18 protein-coding genes, 7 tRNA genes and 1 rRNA gene are annotated in these 22,051 nt (G+C 38.1%); 3 read left to right on the top strand and 23 right to left on the bottom strand.

Annotation, left to right across the window (positions count from 1 at the left end; genetic code table 11):
• Positions 1-260: 260 nt before the first annotated feature.
• Positions 261-2,063 (bottom strand): glutamine--fructose-6-phosphate transaminase (isomerizing), encoded by a 1,803-nt coding sequence (glmS, locus tag ACIQXF_RS20015; protein ID WP_402786590.1) that lies wholly within the window; start codon positions 2,061-2,063, stop codon positions 261-263.
• Positions 2,064-2,766: 703 nt separating this feature from the next.
• Here glmS and ACIQXF_RS20010 point away from each other — a divergent pair.
• Together ACIQXF_RS20010 and ACIQXF_RS20005 are read left to right on the top strand one after the other, a co-directional pair.
• Positions 2,767-3,108: a PadR family transcriptional regulator gene (locus tag ACIQXF_RS20010; RefSeq protein WP_402786587.1), complete on the top strand. Its 342-nt coding sequence runs from the start codon at positions 2,767-2,769 to the stop codon at positions 3,106-3,108.
• Complete coding sequence (locus ACIQXF_RS20005; protein WP_402786584.1) at positions 3,098-3,676, top strand: hypothetical protein; 579 nt, start codon at positions 3,098-3,100, stop codon at positions 3,674-3,676. Before ACIQXF_RS20010 ends, ACIQXF_RS20005 begins: the two co-directional genes overlap by 11 nt.
• A 349-nt stretch (positions 3,677-4,025) precedes the next feature.
• On the opposite strand, the gene ACIQXF_RS20000 is transcribed toward ACIQXF_RS20005, so the two are convergent.
• The 21 genes from ACIQXF_RS20000 to ACIQXF_RS19900 all read right to left on the bottom strand — a co-directional run bounded on the left by ACIQXF_RS20000 (position 4,026) and on the right by ACIQXF_RS19900 (position 20,007).
• Positions 4,026-4,727 carry a DUF3600 domain-containing protein gene (locus ACIQXF_RS20000; RefSeq protein WP_402786581.1) on the bottom strand — a complete coding sequence of 234 codons (702 nt, stop codon included), beginning with the start codon at positions 4,725-4,727 and terminating at the stop codon, positions 4,026-4,028.
• Positions 4,720-5,244 (bottom strand): sigma-70 family RNA polymerase sigma factor, encoded by a 525-nt coding sequence (locus tag ACIQXF_RS19995; RefSeq protein WP_402786578.1) that lies wholly within the window; start codon positions 5,242-5,244, stop codon positions 4,720-4,722. Before ACIQXF_RS19995 ends, ACIQXF_RS20000 begins: the two co-directional genes overlap by 8 nt.
• Positions 5,245-5,618: 374 nt before the next feature.
• The gene (glmM, locus tag ACIQXF_RS19990; protein ID WP_402786575.1) at positions 5,619-6,971 is read right to left on the bottom strand and encodes a phosphoglucosamine mutase; all 1,353 of its coding nucleotides are present in this window, start codon (positions 6,969-6,971) and stop codon (positions 5,619-5,621) included.
• A 316-nt stretch (positions 6,972-7,287) separates the two neighbouring features.
• On the bottom strand, positions 7,288-8,340 hold the full coding sequence (locus ACIQXF_RS19985; RefSeq protein WP_402786573.1) for a CdaR family protein: 1,053 nt from the start codon (positions 8,338-8,340) through the stop codon (positions 7,288-7,290).
• On the bottom strand, positions 8,333-9,169 hold the full coding sequence (gene cdaA, locus ACIQXF_RS19980) for a diadenylate cyclase CdaA (protein ID WP_402786570.1): 837 nt from the start codon (positions 9,167-9,169) through the stop codon (positions 8,333-8,335). Before cdaA ends, ACIQXF_RS19985 begins: the two co-directional genes overlap by 8 nt.
• Before the next feature lie 149 nt (positions 9,170-9,318).
• Positions 9,319-9,945, bottom strand: coding sequence for a zf-HC2 domain-containing protein (locus tag ACIQXF_RS19975; RefSeq protein ID WP_402786562.1), 627 nt, complete (start codon positions 9,943-9,945; stop codon positions 9,319-9,321).
• A gap of 13 nt (positions 9,946-9,958) precedes the next feature.
• Positions 9,959-10,522, bottom strand: a complete 564-nt coding sequence (gene sigW, locus ACIQXF_RS19970) for an RNA polymerase sigma factor SigW (protein WP_370048520.1) — start codon at positions 10,520-10,522, stop codon at positions 9,959-9,961.
• Positions 10,523-10,654: 132 nt separating this feature from the next.
• Positions 10,655-11,560: an arginase gene (gene rocF, locus ACIQXF_RS19965; protein WP_402786558.1), complete on the bottom strand. Its 906-nt coding sequence runs from the start codon at positions 11,558-11,560 to the stop codon at positions 10,655-10,657.
• 174 nt (positions 11,561-11,734) lie between these two features.
• Positions 11,735-11,807: transfer RNA gene (locus ACIQXF_RS19960), tRNA-Lys, on the bottom strand.
• 13 nt (positions 11,808-11,820) lie between these two features.
• A tRNA-Gln gene (locus ACIQXF_RS19955) sits at positions 11,821-11,895 on the bottom strand.
• 16 nt (positions 11,896-11,911) lie between these two features.
• Positions 11,912-11,995, bottom strand: a tRNA-Tyr gene (locus tag ACIQXF_RS19950).
• A 14-nt stretch (positions 11,996-12,009) separates the two neighbouring features.
• Positions 12,010-12,085, bottom strand: a tRNA-Val gene (locus ACIQXF_RS19945).
• A 74-nt stretch (positions 12,086-12,159) separates the two neighbouring features.
• A tRNA-Glu gene (locus tag ACIQXF_RS19940) sits at positions 12,160-12,234 on the bottom strand.
• Positions 12,235-12,618: 384 nt separating this feature from the next.
• Positions 12,619-13,410, bottom strand: a complete 792-nt coding sequence (locus ACIQXF_RS19935) for an ABC transporter ATP-binding protein (protein WP_402786555.1) — start codon at positions 13,408-13,410, stop codon at positions 12,619-12,621.
• Between the two features lie 28 nt (positions 13,411-13,438).
• Entirely contained in the window at positions 13,439-14,668 is a 1,230-nt protein-coding gene (locus ACIQXF_RS19930) for an ABC transporter substrate-binding protein (protein WP_402786659.1), read from the bottom strand.
• Between the two features lie 89 nt (positions 14,669-14,757).
• Positions 14,758-15,819: a branched-chain amino acid ABC transporter permease gene (locus ACIQXF_RS19925; RefSeq protein WP_402786552.1), complete on the bottom strand. Its 1,062-nt coding sequence runs from the start codon at positions 15,817-15,819 to the stop codon at positions 14,758-14,760.
• 4 nt (positions 15,820-15,823) lie between these two features.
• Positions 15,824-16,708 carry a branched-chain amino acid ABC transporter permease gene (locus tag ACIQXF_RS19920; RefSeq protein ID WP_402786656.1) on the bottom strand — a complete coding sequence of 295 codons (885 nt, stop codon included), beginning with the start codon at positions 16,706-16,708 and terminating at the stop codon, positions 15,824-15,826.
• A complete protein-coding gene (locus tag ACIQXF_RS19915) occupies positions 16,683-18,605 on the bottom strand; it encodes an AMP-dependent synthetase/ligase (RefSeq protein WP_402786549.1) in 1,923 nt (640 codons plus the stop codon). The genes ACIQXF_RS19920 and ACIQXF_RS19915 overlap by 26 nt, the downstream gene beginning before the upstream one ends.
• Before the next feature lie 14 nt (positions 18,606-18,619).
• Positions 18,620-19,393, bottom strand: coding sequence for an ABC transporter ATP-binding protein (locus ACIQXF_RS19910; RefSeq protein WP_402786546.1), 774 nt, complete (start codon positions 19,391-19,393; stop codon positions 18,620-18,622).
• 372 nt (positions 19,394-19,765) lie between these two features.
• Positions 19,766-19,839 (bottom strand) — tRNA-Asn (locus ACIQXF_RS19905).
• Positions 19,840-19,930: 91 nt separating this feature from the next.
• Positions 19,931-20,007 (bottom strand) — tRNA-Asn (locus tag ACIQXF_RS19900).
• Positions 20,008-20,276: 269 nt separating this feature from the next.
• Between ACIQXF_RS19900 and mbcS the strand changes: the two genes are divergently transcribed.
• Positions 20,277-21,854, top strand: coding sequence for an acyl-CoA synthetase MbcS (gene mbcS, locus ACIQXF_RS19895; RefSeq protein WP_402786543.1), 1,578 nt, complete (start codon positions 20,277-20,279; stop codon positions 21,852-21,854).
• A 102-nt stretch (positions 21,855-21,956) separates the two neighbouring features.
• Here the strand turns inward: mbcS and rrf are convergent.
• Positions 21,957-22,051: ribosomal RNA gene (gene rrf, locus ACIQXF_RS19890) — 5S ribosomal RNA — on the bottom strand; the annotation flags it as partial.

Genomic DNA, 22,051 nt, shown 5'->3' with positions numbered 1-22,051 from the left:
CATTTCTTTAGTTAGGTTACAATTAGTATTGGTGAAGTGACAATATTAATTATACTTTTTTCTGTAGTATTCAACGGTATGGGTATGTATTTTATAATTAAAAATACACCTTGAGAAAAAACAAAAACCTTGATACAGTTACATCCACACTGTACCAAGGTTTACTTTTGATGTCACAACATCTTATATATCTATGACAAATATAATTATAAATTGTGACAGTATTAGTTATAACTCACAAGTGAACTCTTACTCAACAATTACTCAACAGTCACCGATTTAGCCAAGTTACGTGGTTTATCCACATCACAGCGGCGGTGTAGTGCTGCGTAATAGCTAATTAATTGTAATGGCACTACAGAAACAAGTGGTGTTAGTAATTCATGAACTTGAGGGATTACTAAACGGTCGCCGTCTTCATCTACCCCAGCCATCGCGATGATGCATGGATATGCTCCGCGTGCAGCAACCTCTTTAACATTACCACGAATGTTTAATGATACTGCTTCTTGAGTGACAAGGGCAAACACTGGTGTACCTTCTTCGATTAAGGCAATTGTTCCGTGTTTTAGTTCCCCACCAGCAAAGCCTTCTGCTTGGATATAAGAGATTTCTTTTAGCTTTAAGGCACCTTCAAGACTTACATAGAAGTCTATGTTACGGCCGATGAAGAATGCGTTACGTGCAATTTTTAAGTAGTCTTCTGCGATATCTTCAAGCACATCTTTTGAATCGATAATTGTTTGAATACCGTTTGCTGCAATCGCTAGCTCTTGTTTTAAATCGAATTCTAAACTTTTCCCGTTTGCCTGCGCTGTTACATAGGCTGCTAGGGCAAGTACAGCTACCTGCGCTACATATGCTTTTGTAGAAGCTACCGCAATTTCTGGGCCTGCATGTAATAACAGTGTATGGTCTGCTTCACGTGAGAGTGTAGAGCCAGGTACATTTGTAATGGTTAATGTTGGGTAGCCAAGCTCTTTAATTTTCACAAGTACTTGGCGGCTATCTGCTGTTTCACCTGATTGTGTAATAAAGATGAACAATGGTCTTTCTGATAGTAATGGCATATTGTAGCCGAATTCACTTGAGATATGAACTTCGACTGGTATACCAGCCATTTTCTCGAAATATTGCTTTCCGATTAGGCCTGCATGATAGCTTGTGCCTGCAGCAATAATGTATAGGCGATCTGCTGCTCGTAATGCTCCTAAAATATCTGCGTCGATTGTCAATACGCCATCTTCGCCTTCGTATGCTTGAATAATTTTGCGAATAACTGTTGGCTGCTCATCCATTTCTTTTAGCATATAGTGAGGGTACGTCCCTTTTTCAATATCGCTCATATCTAGCTCTGCGGTATATGGTGCACGCTCTACTACGGAGCCATCTAGTCTTGTAATTTCTACGCTAGTTTTGTGTACAATAACGACCTCTTTATCGTGAAGCTCCACGTATTGATCTGTTACTTGAAGCATCGCCATAGCATCTGAAGCGACAACATTAAAGCCGTCACCAACACCTACTAAAAGTGGCGATTTGTTTTTCGCTACGAAAATTGTATCTGCCGCTTCGGCATCTAATAGAGCCAGTGCATATGAGCCATGTAATAAAGATAAAGTTTTGCGGAACGCCTCAGCTGTGCTTAGACCTTCTTTTACAAATAACTCTACTAATTGCACGATGACCTCTGTGTCTGTATCAGATTTCATCGGGATACCTTTTAAATAAGTTTTTTGTAATAAATGATAGTTTTCAATTACCCCGTTGTGCACTAGCGTAAAGCGTCCTGATGCACTTTGGTGAGGGTGGGCATTCAAACGGTTTGGTACACCGTGAGTTGCCCAACGAGTATGTCCAATCCCAATTTTTGCAGCAACGTCCTCGTCCACCGCTTCACGTAAATCTGCAATACGTCCCTTTTCTTTGAAGACTGTCACACCATCTTCATTACGTACTGCAATACCAGCAGAGTCATAGCCGCGGTATTCTAGTTTCTCTAAACCTTTTAATAAGATTTCCTTTGCATCTGATTCACCAATATATCCTACAATTCCACACATAAATTTCTTATCCTCCGATATTGTCAATTTGACGCAATGACAAATTAGACCTCAGCTTATCGAATTTCTTTGTGAATGCAAAAGCTATGCTAATTTTATATAAAATAAGCATACAAATACATACACAGGTAACATTACTAATTCAGCCGTCTGAATAGTTATCATTCGATACGTGAAGTTTCCCTATTTATCTATTGCATTAACTATACCTTCTTCATTTTCTGTACATTCAATCACTCGAATGCTTTCAAAATGAAAAGTGACAATCGGGTATGTCGATTGGGAGGCATCCGCCGAATTTTCGATAAACCTCCACCTCGTCTGCTGAAGATGTTTCCGTCCAATTTCTTCAGCTCAGGCGCTATAATTGTTTTCCGATTTTTCGCGCAATCTTTTCCCTCCTTATGCGCTCGTTAAAGGATAAGGTCGGACCTCATCTTCAACTTCTCCATCATACTCAATCATATGCTATCCGTCAAACTTTCGTTATAAAAAACACCTACTTCTCCTCTTTTAGTGACAAAATTATAGATAAATAATTTTCATAGAATTTTTTTGATTTAGCTCTCTATTCTTAATAGGAAAATAATTACATCGGTTCATTTCAAACGCTTGACAAACTCACTACTTAGCAATACTATATACAGTACTTAGTAACGCTTAGTACATATGGAACTAAGCAGTAGCTTGGAGGTAAGATATAGTGGAAAATCTAAGCGAGATGCTCAAAGGCGTTTTAGAAGGTATAGTTTTAGAAATCATTAGCCGTGGCGAAATATATGGTTATGAAATTGTTAAATATCTCACACAGATGGGGTTTGAAGGAATAGCTGAAGGGACTGTCTATGCATTACTGATGCGATTAGAAAGAAACCGTCTTGTCAATATTGTCAAAAAGCCATCTGAAATGGGCCCACCGAGAAAATTTTACACACTTAATGAACAAGGACGAGAAAAATTGATATCCTTTTGGGCTAAATGGGATTTTTTAAGTAGTCGTATTGAAATTTTAAGAAATAATGGAGGGATCAAACATGAGCTTTAGCCGTGAAATTCAGGAGAAAATTAATCGTTTTGCGAAAGAACAATCCCGAAATTACTTGCAAGATGCTGAAATGACTTATATGGAAAAGCTGCGCAAGAAAGGTGGGCAGACCAAACAGAAAATCGATAAGCAACTGTCAAAATTTAAGGGACGTTCCGATCAGGGACAAGAAGCGCAAGACGACATGATGCTATATATAAGCGATTATATGAATGATTTAATGTTATCACAAGGTTTAACAGAGCAAGAAGCTTTTGATAAAGCCAGTGAGGAAATGAAGTTTGCCAGTAACTCTGAGCATTCTGAGGATTTAAATGAACGCTTCCAACAGTATTATGAAAATCGTGATCCTGCCGATTTTGAGGCGATAGGGTTGTTTTATGGTGGGTTCCTATTTTTAGGATTGGGCATTGGTGGATTAGTCGGCTTTCTAGCTGGTGGTGGATATGATGCATTTCTTAATAGAGGCTGGATTGACACTGCAATCGGTGCTGGTGTTGGCATAATCATTGGTATTGGACTTGGACAGATTACTAATGCCATAATTGCGTTAAAGAAAAATAAATAAATTTTGTTACGGATTAGAAAATACGTTTATACGTGTATTTCCTAATCGGTTTCCTAAATAATTAAGCACAAGCAATCTTCTGCTTGTGCCTAATTATGTTTGGCCTTATTTTTCTTCCAGGAATTTCATCTCGTAATTGAAAAATCCCTACTTTCACTATAAAAATAGGGATTGGTATAAAATAGTGACTTATTGAATAAAAAACGCCCTAAAATGGATTAAACAATATAAAAAATCAATCAGTTCTTCTTGAGCTAATGAACCCGTTGAGGTGTTTACTTATAATTAGCTGACTGTTATGTTTAAAGCAAAATGAAATTAACTTGGTATGTTTATTACCCGCTGTCTTCTATCTATTTTTCAATTTCCAATTTGTTTGTTTTTCATTTACATAATTTAAGTATTCTTGAGCTTTAATGAATTCCTCTTGTGACTCTGCAGGAATTGAAGTGACATCCGGAACACTTGTTACTCCTAATTGTGCCATAATCGTTTCATAGTTTAATAAGGCTTGAATGTATTGTTCATACTCTTCGGCTGTTAAAATCTCTTTGCTTGATGGTAGTCCGTTTAACTTATCAAAGATTGGTTGAACTTCGTACAATGCTGCTTTAATTTCTTCTAACTGTTCTGCAGGGACATGAGAATAATCTATGTTTCCATTTTTATCACCATATTCAACTTTTGCGCTTGTAAATACTTTTAATAAATTTTTAAATTGTTTAAACTCTTCTTTTCCTAGATCGCCTTTTGCTTGATCTAGCTTTGCATTAAATAATAAGTAACTTTCCATCGTAACATTTGCCACATGTTTTTTTAAATTATCAAATGAACCATATAAATCATCGGCAAGTAATGCTTGATAAGCAAATGCACCTGTTGGAATCATTAAACAAGCAGAAATAACAGCTATAGCCAATCGTTTTTTTACAAAACGATTCAGTTTGCCACCCATTTCAGACTTTGCTTTATTAATGCCCAATTTACTTCTTTCATGAATCTCTACAGGAATTTCGATTTTTGATAACTCTTGTTTAAGATTGTTATGCATATTTATCTACCTCCTTTAAATTTTGGCGAAGCTTATCTAAAGCACGGTATAGGACAGATTTTACGGTTCCAAGTGGGATGTCTAATATCTCTGAAATTTCCCTTAATGTACGATCATCGTAATATTTTAGTAAAATGATACTCTTCTCATCCTCTTTTAAAGTATCAATCAGTTTTTCTAAAGATAAAGTAAGTGCAATATCTTCATCTTCTGACCCAATTAGCACTTCAAAGTTTGAATTTAGCGGAATTACCTTCTTGTTTTTATTGATTAAGTTCAATGCACAATTAATCGTAATTTTCATGAGCCAAGTCTTAAAATACTCTGTTTTTTTCAATGTATTGATTTTCTTAAATGACTGATAAGCCACTTCTTGAACAAGATCTAATGCATCGTCTTTATTTTTTACATAGACATAAGCCATTCTATAAATATCTGTTTCGTACTGTTGGAAAAGCATTAAGTAGGCTTTATCATCACCTTTTTGTGCTTTCTTTACTAAACGTTCAAGTTTCATCTTCATTCCTCCTTTCGTTTTGGTTTTCATCTATTAGACAAACGGTAAGGTGATTTGGCTTAAATTTTTTTAATTAATTTTATGTAATGTGCTTTAGGAAGGTCTAATGTATGTACACTTTGTCAAAATAACACATAACTAAAATCAATAGTTCAAAGTAATGAGGTAGGGAATCGTGAAAAATAGACAAGTACTTGTTGCCATTGTTTAGGACGAGACCCCAACAAGGTGATACAGTTTATGTCGTCGAAATTCTAAAACTAGAACACTAATTATTAAGGGGGAATCGCTTTGAAGATAGGGGAAATTGTAAAGGAATTAGAACCAAATAAAAACTCGATCTCCCATCACGAGAAATCGAGTTTCAATATCTTTTATTCGACTAAGCCCATTTCAGTACGTACGACATCTGCAATGCGCTCAACATATCGTTCACAGTCGGCCTCTGTAGCAGCTTCCACCATTACTCGTACAAGTGGCTCTGTACCTGAAGGGCGCACTAAAACGCGTCCATTACCATTCATATCAGCTTCTACTTCAGCAATCACTGTAGCAACCTTTGCATTTTCTGTAACAGCATGCTTGTCAGTTACACGCACGTTTACTAGACGCTGCGGGAAAACTTTCATTTCAGATGCCAGCTCAGAAAGTTTCTTGCCAGTAGCTTTCATAATATTAACAAGCTGAATACCTGTCAGTAAGCCATCACCTGTTGTATTAAAGTCAAGGAAGACGATATGACCTGATTGCTCGCCACCTAAGTTATAATCATTAGCTCGCATCTCTTCTACGACATAACGGTCACCTACAGCTGTTTGTACACTTTTCATACCATTATCTTCAACAGCTTTATAGAAGCCCATATTACTCATCACTGTTGATACGACGGTTTGCTTTTTCAAGCGGCCAACAGCATTCAAATGCTTTCCAATGATGAACATAATTTGATCGCCATCGACGATCTTGCCGTTTTCATCAACTGCAATTAAGCGGTCTCCATCACCATCAAAGGCTAATCCAACATCTGCGCCTTTTTCTGTAACAAATTTAGCTAGTCCCTCTGGATGTGTAGAACCTACACCATCATTAATATTTAGACCTGTTGGTGAAGCACCCATTGTTGAAATATCCGCTTCCAAATCCGCAAATAGATGTGTAGCTAGTGAAGACGTAGCACCATGTGCACAATCTAGAGCTACGAGGATACCATCAAATTCTTCATCAACTGTTTGCTTTAAGTATTGAATATATTTTTGTCCGCCCTCAAAGTAGTCGCTTACAGAGCCTAAATCTGCCCCGATTGGACGTGGCAATGTATCTTCTTGAGCATCAAGTAATGCTTCAATTTCGTCTTCTTGAGCATCTGTCAGCTTAAAACCATCGGGGCCAAAAAATTTAATGCCATTATCGGCAACTGGGTTGTGTGAAGCTGAAATCATGACGCCTGCATCTGCGCTTAGAATTCGGGTAAGGTAAGCCACTCCTGGAGTTGAAATAACTCCAAGACGCATTACCTCTACACCGATTGATAAAAGACCCGCTACAAGTGCACCTTCAAGCATTTCACCTGAAATACGTGTATCACGACCGATTAAAACCTTTGGACGGTCAGTTGCATCCTTCGTTAAAACATAGCCTCCTACTCGGCCAAGTTTAAATGCAAATTCCGGTGTTAATTCACTATTCGCGACGCCACGGACGCCATCTGTTCCAAAATATTTACCCATTTTGATTATTCTCTCCTTCAATGCAAGACGGTGATTAGCTTGTCTACGCTGACAATCTGATCACTCATCTGCTTACTTTTGGAAAAGTTTATTTTCGTTTATCTACTGGTAACTACTAATTTATCCCTATGCAGTTTTAACTGGACCTGTATTGACTCAGCTAATGTTTTATGGCTACTTCCATTGGCATAGGGCATTTTGATTTTCAGTGTGAGTACATTTAGTTTTCGTTAGTGCCCTAATACGAGAAAAATACTCTTATCGCTAGAGAATAAAATCTCTACTGAATCAAAATAAAATTATAGTCAGTTATTGTTTAAGAATCAATATCTTCTGTATTCTCAACTGGAGTGTTTTCCTCAGAAGGAGTTTTTGATTCCTCTAAAGGAGGCGAAGGAGTAGAAACTGTTGGTGTTGTATTTTCCTGCTCTACCTTCGTAATATCTGCTTTTACTTTAATTTTTGGTTCAGATATTTTTGTCACACCTTCTGGTAATTTTACATCAAACTCATAAGTTTTGGATTCTGTAATTTTTGACAAATCAACTTCTACAGGAATTTCAGTTAAACCATCTATGATTGATTTTCTTCCATACACTTTTACCATCGTAGGATTAATGGTTAATTGGTTAATGGTAATACCATTTAGTGCATTTCCTAGCTCCTTAAGAGCAATAGGTAAATCTTTACTGTATTCTGCTATATCTACTTGCACCTTTACATTTTCTGGTTCAATCGTCACATCTAATTTATTTAAATCACGGTCTAATACTTTCACTGCAGCTACCTGAGAGAATGGTCCTTTTAAGCCAGGCTCACCGGTTACAGTAGCTTTGACATAACTAATGCTTTCAATTGCACTTTTGGCACCTGTAACATAGACTGTAGCGGGATTAGCAGACATCCCTTTTAATATATAACCCTCTTCAATTAAACGATTATTCATCTCTGGGTCAACTCGGAACTCCTGCGTGACCTTTTCCTCTATATTCACATTAACCATCGCTGGGTCTAATGTAACTTGTAACTTTTCTGAAATATTCTCGTACTGTAGTTTTACATTATGCTTCCCTATTAGTAAATTACTCAAATCTACAAATACGGAAAAATCTTTTGATGCTTTCGCTTGTAAAACCAGTGTCATTGGACCTTTTATCGTAACATCGACAGTTTTCGGTAGACCCGTTACAATAAGATTCTCATTGTCATAATATACATCAACAGGTACATCACGAATTACCTCTGTTTGCTCACTCGTGATTGTTTTATTTGGTGAAGATAATTCGGTACGAACGGAGAAAAATAGCAAACAGGCTAGAAATAGTGCGATGATGCGTAACACCCAAGGGCTATCCATCATTTTATCCATTCTTTTTCCCCCTCCAAGTCAACTTAGAGGCTGCATTTGATTCTTGTGCTGATCCGAACCACATTTTGCGTAACTGTGTTTCGAATTCCTCTAGAGAAAGATTTCGATGTAAATTACCATTCAGTGTAATACTAATGGCACCAGTTTCTTCAGATACTACAATAGTAATGGCATCTGTCACTTCACTTAAGCCAAGTGCGGCACGGTGGCGTGTCCCAAGCTCTTTAGAGATAAATGGACTTTCAGAAAGAGGTAAATAACAAGCTGCCGCCGTTACTTTATCCTTCTGCATAATAACCGCACCGTCATGAAGTGGTGTATTAGGTATGAAAATGTTAATGAGTAACTCAGACGAGATTTCAGCATTTAGACCTATACCAGTTTCAATATATTCATTTAGACCAGTTTCTTTTTCAATAGAAATTAACGCCCCTATACGACGTTTGGCCATATAACTAACTGATTTCTTCATGGCCTCTATAAGCCTTGTTTGCTCTTCCTCTTCTTGACTAGTTGAACGTTGGAACAACTTCCCCCGACCAATTTGTTCAAGACCACGTCTTATTTCAGGTTGGAAAATAATAATAATCGCCAAGAATCCGAACTCAATTACTTGCTTTAGCATCCAGCCTAAAGTTTCTAACCCTAAAAAGTCCGTAACGATGCGCGCAATAATAATGACGAAAATTCCTTTTAATAATTGGACAGCCTTCGTACCTTTAATGAGGGTTAAAATTTTATAAATAACGTACCAAACGAGCAGTACATCTAAGAAGTTAATAACAATATTCACAGGTGTTAAATCAGCGAAATGTTCGATAATTTGCACGTGGCATCCCCCACTTTTCATTGCGAATCCATACACATTTAAGTATAGCACATTCTTATCAAATGTAACTTTTTTCAAATAAAAAATCTACTCAAAAGAGTAGACCTTTCAGCCTCTCACGTGCACTACCTTCTAGGACGTATAGAGTGTTATTTAGTTTCTTCTTTTTCCTCGAATGTCACGGCAGCCTTTACTGAATTTTTAATTGTATACCATAGCCATTCGAACACTTCATCAATTTCTTCTATTTTACCTGAAACAACTGCTGAAGATGCCATGTACTGCCCGTTAATAACTGTGACATTGCCATCTACTTCACCCTCAACAATTAGATCACCATTTTTAACAACAATATCACCTTTAACCACTTCACCCTGAGGCACAATAACGGTTTGACCTTCAACAACTAGATTTGGTTGTTTGGTCACTGAGAAATGTTGGTCATCCATGAAGCTACCAAGTAAAGTTGCACTCATGAATAAGCAAAATACTGCTGCTGCCACAAAAAATGGATGTCGGCGAATCCATTTTTGCAAGCCTACACGGCTTTTTGGTTTCGGTAAACGAGCCATCACGGCTTCTTCAAAATGCGGAGGTGCTGTAATATGGGAAGCACTCTTCACAAAGGCGATTGTTTCACTTAATTCCTGCATCAATTGTTTACAATCACTGCATGAATGCAAATGTTGTTTCAACTCTTGCTCATGCTCACGACTAATGTCACCATCTAAATAATCATGCATATGGTCTATTATATGCTCTGGACAAGTATTCATGACGCTCCCCCTCCTACAGATTGTTTAATTGCTTACGTAATGCTTCACGTCCGCGGTGAATTCTCGTTTTCACCGTTCCAAGAGGCATATCTAAAATCTCACTAATTTCCTGTAACGATAACTCCTCAATATATTTCAATACTATAACTGAACGGTATTTATCCGGCAAACGTCCAATCTCATATTGAATGCGATCCTGCAGCTCCATTTGCTCTATCTGTTCCTCTGGTAGCTGGTCATCTGCTGCGATTTGCGAATACATATCAAGCCCTTCTGTACCCGCTACTTCCGCATCTAAATAGTAATCCGGCTTTTTCTTCCGGATACGGTCTATGCAGAGGTTTGTGGCTATGCGATAAAGCCAAGTTGAAAATTTTCTTTTCTGATCAAAAGTATGCAAATTCATATAGGCACGAACAAACGCTTCTTGTGCAATATCCTCAGATTCTTGTTTGTTCCCTAACATCCTATAGCATACTTGGTACAGTTTGTGCTGATAGAGACTCACAATATCGGCAAATGCGTTTTGATCGCCTTTAAGCACTTGTTTTATTTTCTTATTTACTAACGCATCCATTGTGTTGACTTCTCCACCTTTACAACTGTCTTATACTCTACGTGCCATTAATAAGAAAAGTTTCATTTTAGTTCAATTATAGCAAAAGATTTTTAGACATTGTGGTGAAAGGAAATTTTTCGTCAATTTTCTTTAAACTAACGTTTCTCCAAGTAAAGAACCCATTAATGCAACAGCAACATTTGCTGTTGCATTCTTTTCATCTAAAATCGGGTTAACCTCTACAAATTCAGCAGAAGTTAGCATACCTGATTCCTGTAGCATTTCCATTGCTAAATGGCTTTCTCTATACGTAATACCACCAGGTACAGGTGTTCCAACCCCTGGAGTATAAAGCGGATCTAATCCATCTAAATCAAGTGATAGGTGTAGACCATCCACGTTACGCTCTCTTAAATGGGCAAGAGCATCTTCCATTACACGCGACATACCAAGTCGATCTACCTCGTGCATTGTATATACCTTGATCCCTTGCTGACGAATTAACTCACGTTCGCCTGGATCTACAGAACGTGCACCAATAATGATAACGTTCTCAGGCTTAATTTTTGGGGCATAATTTCGAATTTGTACTAATCGTTCATGACCTAATCCAATGCTAACAGCTAATGGCATACCATGGATATTTCCAGATGGTGTCGTTTCCGGTGTATTTAAATCAGCATGTGCATCGAACCAAATAACACCTAAGTTTTTATAATGCTCACCAAGGCCCGCAAGTGTACCAATAGCAATACTATGATCACCACCAAATACAAGTGGAAACTTCTTCTGCTCTATAGCTTCATGTACACTGTTTGCTAATGATGTGCTTACATCGACTACTTCCTCTAAATTTAGTAATTTTTCATCAACAATAGCGCCTTCCTGTTTTTGCCTAACACGAATATCCCCTTGATCGTTTACCACATGGCCAATTGCCTCTAATCGTTCCACTACACCTGCGTAGCGGATAGCACTTGGTCCCATATCAACGCCTCTACGCGTTTGTCCATAATCTGTTGGCACACCAATAATAGAAATATTTAGTTTATTCATCTTTTTATACCCCCTTTGAATTGTAAGACTATTGTAAATCCTATATGCAACTTGGCTCAACTCGACAATTTTCCGTATATTCATACAACAAAAAAATCTCCTGCTGTTTTCAGCAAGAGATTAGTATCTGTAGTTAATGTAACACTTTTGAATATGTTTTATTCTATAAAAAAGTGAGCCATGAAGGACTCGAACCTTCGACCCTCTGATTAAAAGTCAGATGCTCTACCAACTGAGCTAATGGCTCATAAAAGAAAAAATGGCTGGGGTACTAGGATTCGAACCTAGGCATGACGGAATCAAAATCCGTTGCCTTACCGCTTGGCTATACCCCAATCATTTATAAAAAACTGGTGGAGGGGGACGGATTCGAACCGCCGAACCCTAAGGAGCGGATTTACAGTCCGCCGCGTTTAGCCACTTCGCTACCCCTCCGAAATAACACATTATGGTGGAGGATGACGGGCTCGAACCGCCGACCCTCTGCTTGTAAGGCAGATGCTCTCCCAGCTGAGCTAATCCTCCATAGAAACAGGTGTTAAATTCTTCACAGTTTATTTTCTTTTCAAGCCTTCTGCATTACTACAAAGCTTATAAAGTGGTGACCCCTACGGGATTCGAACCCGTGTTACCGCCGTGAAAGGGCGGTGTCTTAACCACTTGACCAAGGGGCCAACATGTTAAATACTTCTCAATAAGACAATATTTATAATAACATCATTTTTTATACTTAGCAAGTACTTTTTAATATTTTTTAAAACTAAATATTTGCTTATAAAAACGCTTAAAAATCTATCTTTATCCTACCATCTTCTCAATTATTTATCTACAATCAATTTAAATGTAGTTTCTACTTATTATAATTGTAGTTGTAGATTGATTGAGAGTGAGTAGATTTAAAACAACCTCACTTTTATCGGAATAAATTAGGTTAAACAAGTAAATAACACTAAAAACCGCTCAAATGTATGTAAACTAAACTATCCAATCGAGTACTTATTTAAAAATCAATAATTACCTAAAAAAGCTGCTACGAATTACTGTAGCAGCTACTATTTTTACCAAACGATACGTTGGCGTCGTTTATATGATTTTGCTTCTTTATAATCTTTACTACCTTCTTTACCTATTCCTAAATAATGCTCACTAATTTCATTATCGGATAATAGGCTAGCTGCATCCCCTTGCATCACTACGCGGCCATTTTCCATAATATAGCCGTAATGTGCAATCGATAATGCAACATTGGCATTTTGCTCAACTACTAGAATAGACATACCCTCTTCTTCATTAATCTTTTTAATGTTTTGGAAGATTTCTTGTACTAACAGCGGCGCAATCCCTAAAGACGGCTCATCGAGTAATAATAGTTTAGGTTTAGCCATCAAGCCACGACCAATCGCCAACATTTGCTGTTCACCGCCCGATAAATAACCCGCTTTACGTGATTGGAGCATTTTTAGCTTCGGGAAATAGCCGTATATCTTTTCAATATCAGCCTTAATATTACCACGATCTTTTCGCGTATAGGCCCCTGCAATCAAATTTTCTTCTACGGTTAAGTCTTTGAAAACACGACGCCCTTCCATACTTAAGAAAATTCCCTTTTTGACAAGGACATCTGGCATAATACCATTGATGACCTCACCTTGAAACTCAATCGTACCATCTGTAATTTTTCCTCCATCACCCGAGAGGAGACCTGAAATAGCTTTTAAAGTTGTGGACTTACCCGCTCCATTACTACCAAGAAGCGCAACAATTTTTCCTTCGGGTACATGAAGGGACATTCCTTTTAATGCTAGGATAATTTTCTGATAAACAGCCTCTAAATTATTTACCTGAAGCATGTAAGTCCCTCCTTTCTATTACAGAAAATTAATCTTCGAAACTAATGTAATCTGTAATTGCTTCCCATTTGCCGTCTTTTACAACACCAATACGAATTTCTTTTGTACCTGCATGGTTGTCAGCTGAGTATGATACATTTGCTGCTACACCGCCTAAGTCTAGATCTGTTAAAGACTCCATACCTTCACGGATTTGAGCACCTTTAATGTCACCATCTGGGTTTAATTCAGCTGCTTTCTTAATACCTTCAACCATAATTTTCGCTGTTACCCAACCTTGTACGAATTTTTGGTTGATGTCTTCGTCTTTTTTGCCTTTGCCTTTTAAGTATTCTTCTATTTCAGCCATCCCTGGCACATCATCACCTGGCATAGAGTTAATCAGTACGCCCATATATCCTTCAGCAGTTGCCGCATCTACATTATCGAATAGGCCTTCACCTGTAGTCCAGTTAAGACCCATGAATTGTGTATCGATTCCCAATGTTTTTGCGTCACGTAAAATTGTAGAAGTTGCTGCCCAAGTTTGCTGAATGATTGCATAGTCTGGGTTTTTCTTTTTCATATTTAATAGTTGTGATTGTGCTTCTGTTGCTTTTACGTCGATTACTTGCTCGTCCACAACCTTAACACCGATTTCTTTTGCGTACGCTTTCATATCTTCAACTGGAGAACGGCCAAACGCTGTATCATTGTAAAGTAATGCTACTGTTGGCTCGCCGCCTTTATGATTTTCTTTGATCCATTTTAATAATGCACGACCTTGGTCAGAGTACGAAGCTGCCACTAAGAAGTTATATGGCGATTCCTTTGTATCTTTTAAGTTCTCCGACAATGAACCTGAGACGAATGGGAATTCATCGGCAGCTACTTGCTGACGTAACGCCTCTGTATCACCTGTACCGAAACCAATAATTGCTTGTGCACCAGCTTTGTCACGGTGCTCTTGATATAATTTTTGTGCTTCTGGAATAACATAACCATAGTCTTTACCGATTAACTTAATATTTAAGCCTTCAATCCCTTTTGAATTAGCATATTCTACATATGCTTCTGCCCCTTCAGCAAAAGGTGCACCAACATCAGATGTACCACCTGTTAAATCCCATAGTCCCCCAATTACTACTTCACGGGCATTACTATCTGTGTTACTTCCTGTATTTGTACTACTATCGCCTTGTTTATCGCTACCTGTTGCTGAGCCACCATCGCCATTACAAGCTGCTAGCACAAGTACAAATAAAGTACTCAATAGCATCCATAATAGTTTCTTGCTTTTCTTCACATTAATTCCCCCTAATGTTTGTATGTTTTTTTATTTATATATTTAATTTCCCCCCGCAGGCACTAGTACGAGAATGGCCAAAGCTTAAAGTACTTCTTAATATTTAACCAAATATGCGCTAGCCCTCCTGGTTCAAAAATTAAAAACAGGATAATGACTAAACCAAATGCAAGTTCTTTAAATGCAGATAATAAGTAATTTAAATCTGGGAAGTATACTGTAACTAAATCTATCGCAGTTCCTAAACCAATCGGTAATAGTGTGATAAATACCGCCCCAAGAATAGACCCAAAAACACTGCCTAAACCACCGATTAAAATCATCGCTAAGTACTCAATGGATACCGTTGTACTATAAAGTTCTGGACTTACAATCATCGTATAGTGAGCTAGTAAAGCACCAGCTATCCCTACGAAAAATGAACTTACAGCAAATGCCAATACTTTATATTTGAATAAGTTAATCCCCATAATTTGTGCTGCTATATCGCGATCACGAACAGCTAAGAAAGCTCGCCCTACTCGCGTGCGTAATAGATTCGTTGCATACAGCACCGTTAACAATAAAATCGCAATTGATAAGTAATAATACGATGTATTAGACATGAATGAGAATGACCCAATCGATGGACGGCTTAGCACCATCCCTGATGTACCACCGGTTACGCTTGTCCATCGACTAATTATAAATAAAATAATTACTTGCGCCGCTAATGTAGCGATTGCCAAATATAAACCTTTCAAACGTAATGCTGGTAATCCGAAAATACCACCTACAATGGCTGTAATTAATCCGGCTAATGGCAAAGAGATCCAGAAGTTAAGCCCGTATGTAGATGTGATAATCGCCGACGTATAGCCCCCTACACCTAGGAACGCTCCTACTCCAATCGAAATTTGCCCTGTAAATCCTGTTAAAATATTTAACCCTATTGCACCAATAGCTGAAATGGCACAGAGCGTTAATAACCCTACCCAGTAGTTTGAAGTAAATAGCGGTACTAGCAATAAAACTCCAATAATCACTACGATTTTAACTTTTTCACTAACCGTACCAAATAACTTCATATCACCTACATAAGATGTTTTATAATTGCCACTTTCACGAACAAATATATTCCTCACACCGTCACACCCTCTCTATGCCTTTGCTGCCGAATAATCCGTGTGGTTTTACCATTAAAATCAACAGTACGATGATAAACGGCACAACTTCTTTTAAGCCGCCTCCTACAAGCGGATCTAAGTAGCCTCCCGCAATATTTTGAACAATGCCGATTAAAAATCCACCAATGATAGCACCAGCTACACTGTCTAGTCCCCCTAAAATAACAACTGGTAATACCGTTAAACCAATTGTCGACATGACTGGACTTACACCACTAATGTTTCCTAGTAAAACTCCACCAATCGCTGCTACCATTGCTGCGATCGACCATGTTACAGCATAAACAAATTTCACACTCATCCCTACCGATTGTGCCGCTCCTTGATCGTCTGCAACCGCACGCATCGCTAAGCCAATTTTGGAATACTTGAAGAAGATTGTGAAAACAATTAACAATACGATAACAATGACAAATGACCATAAATAAACTGGCGTTACAATTACCCCACCAAATTGAATCGGTGTTTGCGGAAATACTGGTGGGAAGATTTTCGTGCCGTGCCCCCAAATCATATGGATAGCCCCACCCAATAAATTCGCCAATCCAAGCGTCGCCATGATAACGGAAATAGCCGGTGCATGCTGTAATGGACGAACAACAAGTCGCTCTACAATTAATCCTAATATCGCGCTTACAATTAACGTAATAATGATGGCGATATAGAACGGAACCTTATATGACGTTAACAGCACTAAACAAATATAAGGACCAAATAAAACGAATTCACCATTTGCTAGGTTTAGCGCACCACTTGCTCGATAAATTAATACGAATCCAAGCGCCACTAATCCGTATATACTTCCTACTACAATTCCGTTACTAAGCATTTGTAAGAAGAATGTCATCATGCCACCCCTGTTCAATTTTTATTTGAATAACACGTAAACTCACTTCTTCCTCTACGGATTCGGCTTGTGAAGGTGTTAATGACACTTCTTGTGTATCCGAATACATGCCATCAATTAATTCTTTATATTTTTGTTCCACAAAGTTTCGGCGGATTTTTAACGTGCGCGTTAATTCCCCTTGATCTGCCGTAAATTGCTTGTGTAAAATAGAAAACTTTTTCACACGGTATTGCGGAGGCAATTTACTCATTAATTGCTCAACTTGTTGCTCAATGAGCCCTACAACTTTCGGGTTTCTAGAGAGGTCTGAATATTCAGTAAATAAAACGCGGTTTTTATCCGCCCATCTCCCGACGCTACTCATATCAATATTTAAAATAGCGGTCATATATGGCTTTTCTTTACCGAAGCAAACAGCTTCTTGAATATATGGACTTGACTTTAACTCATTTTCTACTAATCTCGGATAAATATTTTCACCGGCTGAATTCGTGATGAGATCCTCTTGCCGATCTAATATATGAAGATGGCCTTGCTCGTCAAGATAACCATGATCACCTAGTGACAGCCAACCATCAACCACTTCTTTTTGGTCTTCCTCATGCAAATACGCCGAGAAAATGGCGTTGTTTTTCATATAAACGATACCGTCTTCTCCTATTTTCACTTCCGTATTAGGAATTGGAACGCCTGAGCTTCCTGACTTGATTTGACGATCTGGCTGAACAAATGCAATACCTGCAACTTCTGTCCCACCGTATGTTTGCTTTAAATTCACGCCGATACTATGATAAAAATGGAAGGCATCCGGTTGCAATGCCGCCCCCGCAACGTACGCTCCTCTCAGCCTAGCTATCCCTAAGTGATCGCGAATAGCACTAAAAATAATGACGTTGCCTAAAAAGTACATCAGTTTATCCATACCTGATAGCACTTCATTATTGGCATCCGCTACCGCTTTTTTATCCCCGTACTTTTTAAAGAAGTCATACACTTTTCTTTTAAACCAGCTAGCCCCTTCCATTCGAATTGTAAAGTTAGACATCAACGATTGATACACACGAGGTGGTGCGAGCAATGTTTGCGGACCAATCTCTCGCAAATCAACCATTACAGTATGCGGCTTTTCTGGAAAGTTAATAGCGAATCCGACAATTAACGGCACAACAGTACTAACTACTTTTTCATTTACCCATGACAATGGTAAAAATGAAAAGTAATCATCATTTTTCTTCATTTCCTCCTGCTCCGTTAAATTTTTTGCTGCATTGATTAAGTTAAAATGTGTCAGTATTGCTCCCTTTGGCCTGCCTGATGTTGCGGCGCTATAGGCAATCACAGCCGGGCTATGTGTGTCTAGCGTGCTCGCTTGCTCCTCGTAAAAATTAGGCTGCTGCTTTAATAAATCTTCTCCCTTTTTCAAGAAGTCATCTAAAAAACTGAGTTTGGTGTGTTTATAATGGCGTAATCCTTGCTTATTGTAGTAAATAATGTGTTCCACAAGGGGAATACGATCCTCTATTTCTAGCAGTTTATCTACTTGTTCTTGATCTTCCACGATGACAATTCTTGCTTTGCAATCGTTTAAATAAAATTCCACCTGATCTGGTAATGATTCTTGATAAATCCCTACCGAAATGCCCCCTAGCAATTGGGTTGCCATTTGTGCATATAGCCACTGCGGTCGATTTTCACCAATAATCGCCAGCTTTTCTCCACTTTGAAAGTGAAAGTGATGCGAAAGTGAAACCGCTAAGAATTCCACATTTTTCAAATAATTATGCCATGTTATTTCATTCCATATACCTAAGTATTTTTGTCTTAGCGCAACCGCATTCGGTTCATTTTTTGCTCGCTCAGCTAAAAGAGTAGGCAATGTTTTATGAATGACCATTCAGTCTCTCCCCCTTAAATAACGGTTTCTTCACCAATATATGCTTTAATTACATCTGGATTTTGTTGAATCTCCTTCGGTGTCCCAAATCCAATTAACTTCCCAAAATCCAATACAGCGATATGATCAGACAAACTCATAACTACCCCTAAGTCATGCTCAATTAAAACGACTGTCGTTCCCATCACCTCATGTATATCTAGTATGAACCTAGCCATCATATCCTTCTCAGCATTGTTCATCCCCGCCATAGGCTCATCCAATAAAATCAACTCTGGATTAAGCGCTAAAGCACGACCAACTTCCACGCGTTTTTGTAACCCGTATGATAGCGTCCCAACTGGGGTATGGCGTATATCCTGCAATTCTAAAAATTCGATAACCTCTTCTACCTTTCGCCGATGATCAATCTCCTCTTTAGAAGCTTTTCCAGCATAAAGCCCTCCACTAAAAATGCCTGACTTCATCAATGAATGTCTTCCTAGTTTTAAATTATCGAGTACCGACATATGCGCAAACAATGCGATATTTTGAAAGGCACGTGCCATCCCTAAAGTCGTGCGGTTGTATGGTTTCATATTGATGATTTCTTGCCCTTTGTACCGAATGGAGCCACTTGTCGGTTGATATAAACCGCTGATACAGTTGAGCATACTTGTTTTTCCAGCCCCATTAGGACCGATTAGCGAAAAGATTTCACCTTGATTTATATGATAAGTGACGCTATCTAATGCTTTGATTCCACCAAACTGTAAAGAGACATTTTCAATCTCTAAAATAGGCTCCATTAAATACTCCCCCTTTTTTCTTTACCAAAGCCCCTAAGCTTACCTCATTTTCCCGAATATTACTTTAAAACCAATAACTTTGTCAATGTATATTTTGAAAAACGTACACATTTTTTATTCATAAATTTAGTTTTTTTCTCGTATTTTCCCGTTTTATCTAATTTATATTCAATCAATTAACTGTAATATTCAAAGAACAGAGATATTTAAATTATTCTAATATAATTAAAAGTAGGTTGTGATTTTGATTGTAATTTATCTAAACAATAATATTTGTAAACAGGGAGACATAGTAGGATATAAAGTGGATTTTTAGATGTTAGAAGAAGATCTATTTACAAGAGGACACACTAAAAAAAGGCAAAAAAAAAGCTCCGAAGGCAGGACTCGGGCATGCGACAACCTGATTAACAGTCAGGTGCTACTACCAACTGAGCTACTTCGGAACAACAATATTCAATTTGGCTTTAAAATGGATTTTAGATGTTAGAAGAGATCTATTTACAAAGAGACACATTAAAAAAAGGCAAAAAAAAATGGCTCCGAAGGCAGGACTCGAACCTGCGACAACCTGATTAACAGTCAGGTGCTACTACCAACTGAGCTACTTCGGAACAACAATATTCAATTTGGTTTTCAAAACCTCTTAAGTACATTTATTATTATAGCAAGCATTATAAATTATGCAATACTTTTTGTGAAAATTTTTATAATTTTTTGTCGAAGGGTTGATATATAAGCAATTAGAACTTAATAGTTCTCTATTAAAACAAATATTTCTATTTAACGTGTCGAATATTCTTGCTGTATATTATTGTAATTGTTAAAATGGAAATAGTTTTAAGAATTTTCTATCAAATTTATTTAGGGGAGGAATGTTCACATGGTAACAAACGATTTAATCGCACCAGAATTTTACAACATCACTGAGGAATTGGAAAAATTCTCTCAAGATAGAGACCGTCAAGCAATACGATGGCTAAATACTCAACAGGAACGCAGAACAATCTCCTATGTTGAGCTTGTGCAAAAAATGAATCAATACGCGCATGCCTTTACGAAAAGGGGGATTCAAAAAGGAGATCGCGTATTAGTTATTACTCCACGTCTACCTGAGGCTTACTTTGTCTTCCTTGGGTGCCTAAAGGCTGGAATTGTTCCTATTTCATGCTCAGAAATGTTACGTGCAAGTGATTTAGAGTATCGTATGGAGCACTCATCTGCTAGTGCAGTAATTGCCTATGAAGCATTTACTAGTGAGGTAGATCGTATTACTTCTTCAGTAGAAGCTTTAAATAATAAGTTGATCATAGGTAATGCTATAGGTGATTGGACATCTTTAGATGAACTAGCCAATACACAGCCTGATACGTTTACTGCAGTTGCCACAAAACGAGATGATATGGCATTTCTTTCTTATACTTCTGGTACTACTGGTAAACCAAAAGGGGTTGTTCATTCCCACGGTTGGGGATATGCACATATTCGAACAGCAGCTTCAAAGTGGCTTTGTGTACGTGAAGGTGATTTAGTTTGGGCTACAGCAGCACCAGGCTGGCAAAAATGGATTTGGAGCCCATTCCTATCAACAATAATGCTGGGCGCAACTGCCTTCGTATATCACGGAGGATTTGATGCAAAAACATACCTTCAACTAATTCAAGATGAAAAGATCAATGTATTATGCTGTACCCCGACAGAATATCGAATTATGGCGAAGATTGATAGTTTAAAAGACTATGATCTATCTTCTCTACGTAGTGCTGTCTCTGCAGGAGAGCCATTAAACCGACCAGTAATCGAAACATTTATGAACAATTTTGGTCTTAAAGTGCGTGATGGGTATGGACAAACTGAAAATACACTATTAATCGGTACGCTTGAAGATACTGAGTTACGTCCTGGTTCAATGGGTGTTCCTACTCCGGGCAATATTGTGCGTATTATAGATCATGAAGGTAATGAAGCACCTATTGGAGAAGTTGGGGATATTGCAATACACAAGTCATCTCCTGCTCTATTTAAAGAGTATTATCGTGAGCCTGAACGTACACAAGCTGCCTTCCGTGGCGATTGGTATATTACTGGTGACCAAGCGAAATGCGATGAAGACGGTTACTTCTGGTTTGAAGGTCGGGGAGATGACATTATTATTTCATCAGGCTATACAATTGGACCATTCGAAGTAGAGGACGCTTTAAATAAACATGAAGCAGTACAAGAATGTGCTGTTGTCGCAGCACCAGATGAAATTAGAGGACATATTGTTAAGGCCTTTGTTATCTTACGAGACGGCTTTAAAGACCGTGATGAAGAGGAATTAACAAAAGAGCTTCAGGAGCACGTTAAAGCATTAACAGCTCCTTATAAATATCCTCGTAGTATTGTCTTTATCGATGAATTGCCAAAAACAACCTCTGGAAAAATTCGCCGTATAGAGCTACGAGTAGCAACTGTATAAATAATAAAAGAGACATTTCACTATTACTGATCGAAATGTCTCTTTTTTAGTTCTTTTGGACAAAAAAAGCCACTACTGAGTTTATCAGCAGCGACTTTTTGCGCCTAGCGACGTCCTACTCTCACAGGGGGAAGCCCCCAACTACCATCGGCGCTAAAGAGCTTAACTTCCGTGTTCGGTATGGGAACGGGTGTGAC

The sequence above is a fragment of the Lysinibacillus sp. NPDC097231 genome, from assembly GCF_044761885.1.
Taxonomy (GTDB): domain Bacteria; phylum Bacillota; class Bacilli; order Bacillales_A; family Planococcaceae; genus Lysinibacillus.
The sequence above is the reverse complement of the archived record's forward strand: the minus strand, read 5'-3'. Positions and strand labels throughout refer to the sequence as shown.

Coding starts and splice junctions, on each gene's coding strand:
- glmS (WP_402786590.1), bottom strand. CDS start 2,063: ATGTGTGGAATTGTAGGATATATTGGTGAATCAGATGCAAAGGAAATC.
- ACIQXF_RS20005 (WP_402786584.1), top strand. CDS start 3,098: ATGAGCTTTAGCCGTGAAATTCAGGAGAAAATTAATCGTTTTGCGAAA.
- ACIQXF_RS20000 (WP_402786581.1), bottom strand. CDS start 4,727: ATGCATAACAATCTTAAACAAGAGTTATCAAAAATCGAAATTCCTGTA.
- ACIQXF_RS19995 (WP_402786578.1), bottom strand. CDS start 5,244: ATGAAACTTGAACGTTTAGTAAAGAAAGCACAAAAAGGTGATGATAAA.
- glmM (WP_402786575.1), bottom strand. CDS start 6,971: ATGGGTAAATATTTTGGAACAGATGGCGTCCGTGGCGTCGCGAATAGT.
- ACIQXF_RS19985 (WP_402786573.1), bottom strand. CDS start 8,340: ATGGATAAAATGATGGATAGCCCTTGGGTGTTACGCATCATCGCACTA.
- ACIQXF_RS19975 (WP_402786562.1), bottom strand. CDS start 9,945: ATGAATACTTGTCCAGAGCATATAATAGACCATATGCATGATTATTTA.
- sigW (WP_370048520.1), bottom strand. CDS start 10,522: ATGGATGCGTTAGTAAATAAGAAAATAAAACAAGTGCTTAAAGGCGAT.
- rocF (WP_402786558.1), bottom strand. CDS start 11,560: ATGAATAAACTAAATATTTCTATTATTGGTGTGCCAACAGATTATGGA.
- ACIQXF_RS19935 (WP_402786555.1), bottom strand. CDS start 13,410: ATGCTTCAGGTAAATAATTTAGAGGCTGTTTATCAGAAAATTATCCTA.
- ACIQXF_RS19930 (WP_402786659.1), bottom strand. CDS start 14,668: ATGCTATTGAGTACTTTATTTGTACTTGTGCTAGCAGCTTGTAATGGC.
- ACIQXF_RS19920 (WP_402786656.1), bottom strand. CDS start 16,708: ATGACATTCTTCTTACAAATGCTTAGTAACGGAATTGTAGTAGGAAGT.
- ACIQXF_RS19915 (WP_402786549.1), bottom strand. CDS start 18,605: ATGGTCATTCATAAAACATTGCCTACTCTTTTAGCTGAGCGAGCAAAA.
- ACIQXF_RS19910 (WP_402786546.1), bottom strand. CDS start 19,393: ATGGAGCCTATTTTAGAGATTGAAAATGTCTCTTTACAGTTTGGTGGA.
- mbcS (WP_402786543.1), top strand. CDS start 20,277: ATGGTAACAAACGATTTAATCGCACCAGAATTTTACAACATCACTGAG.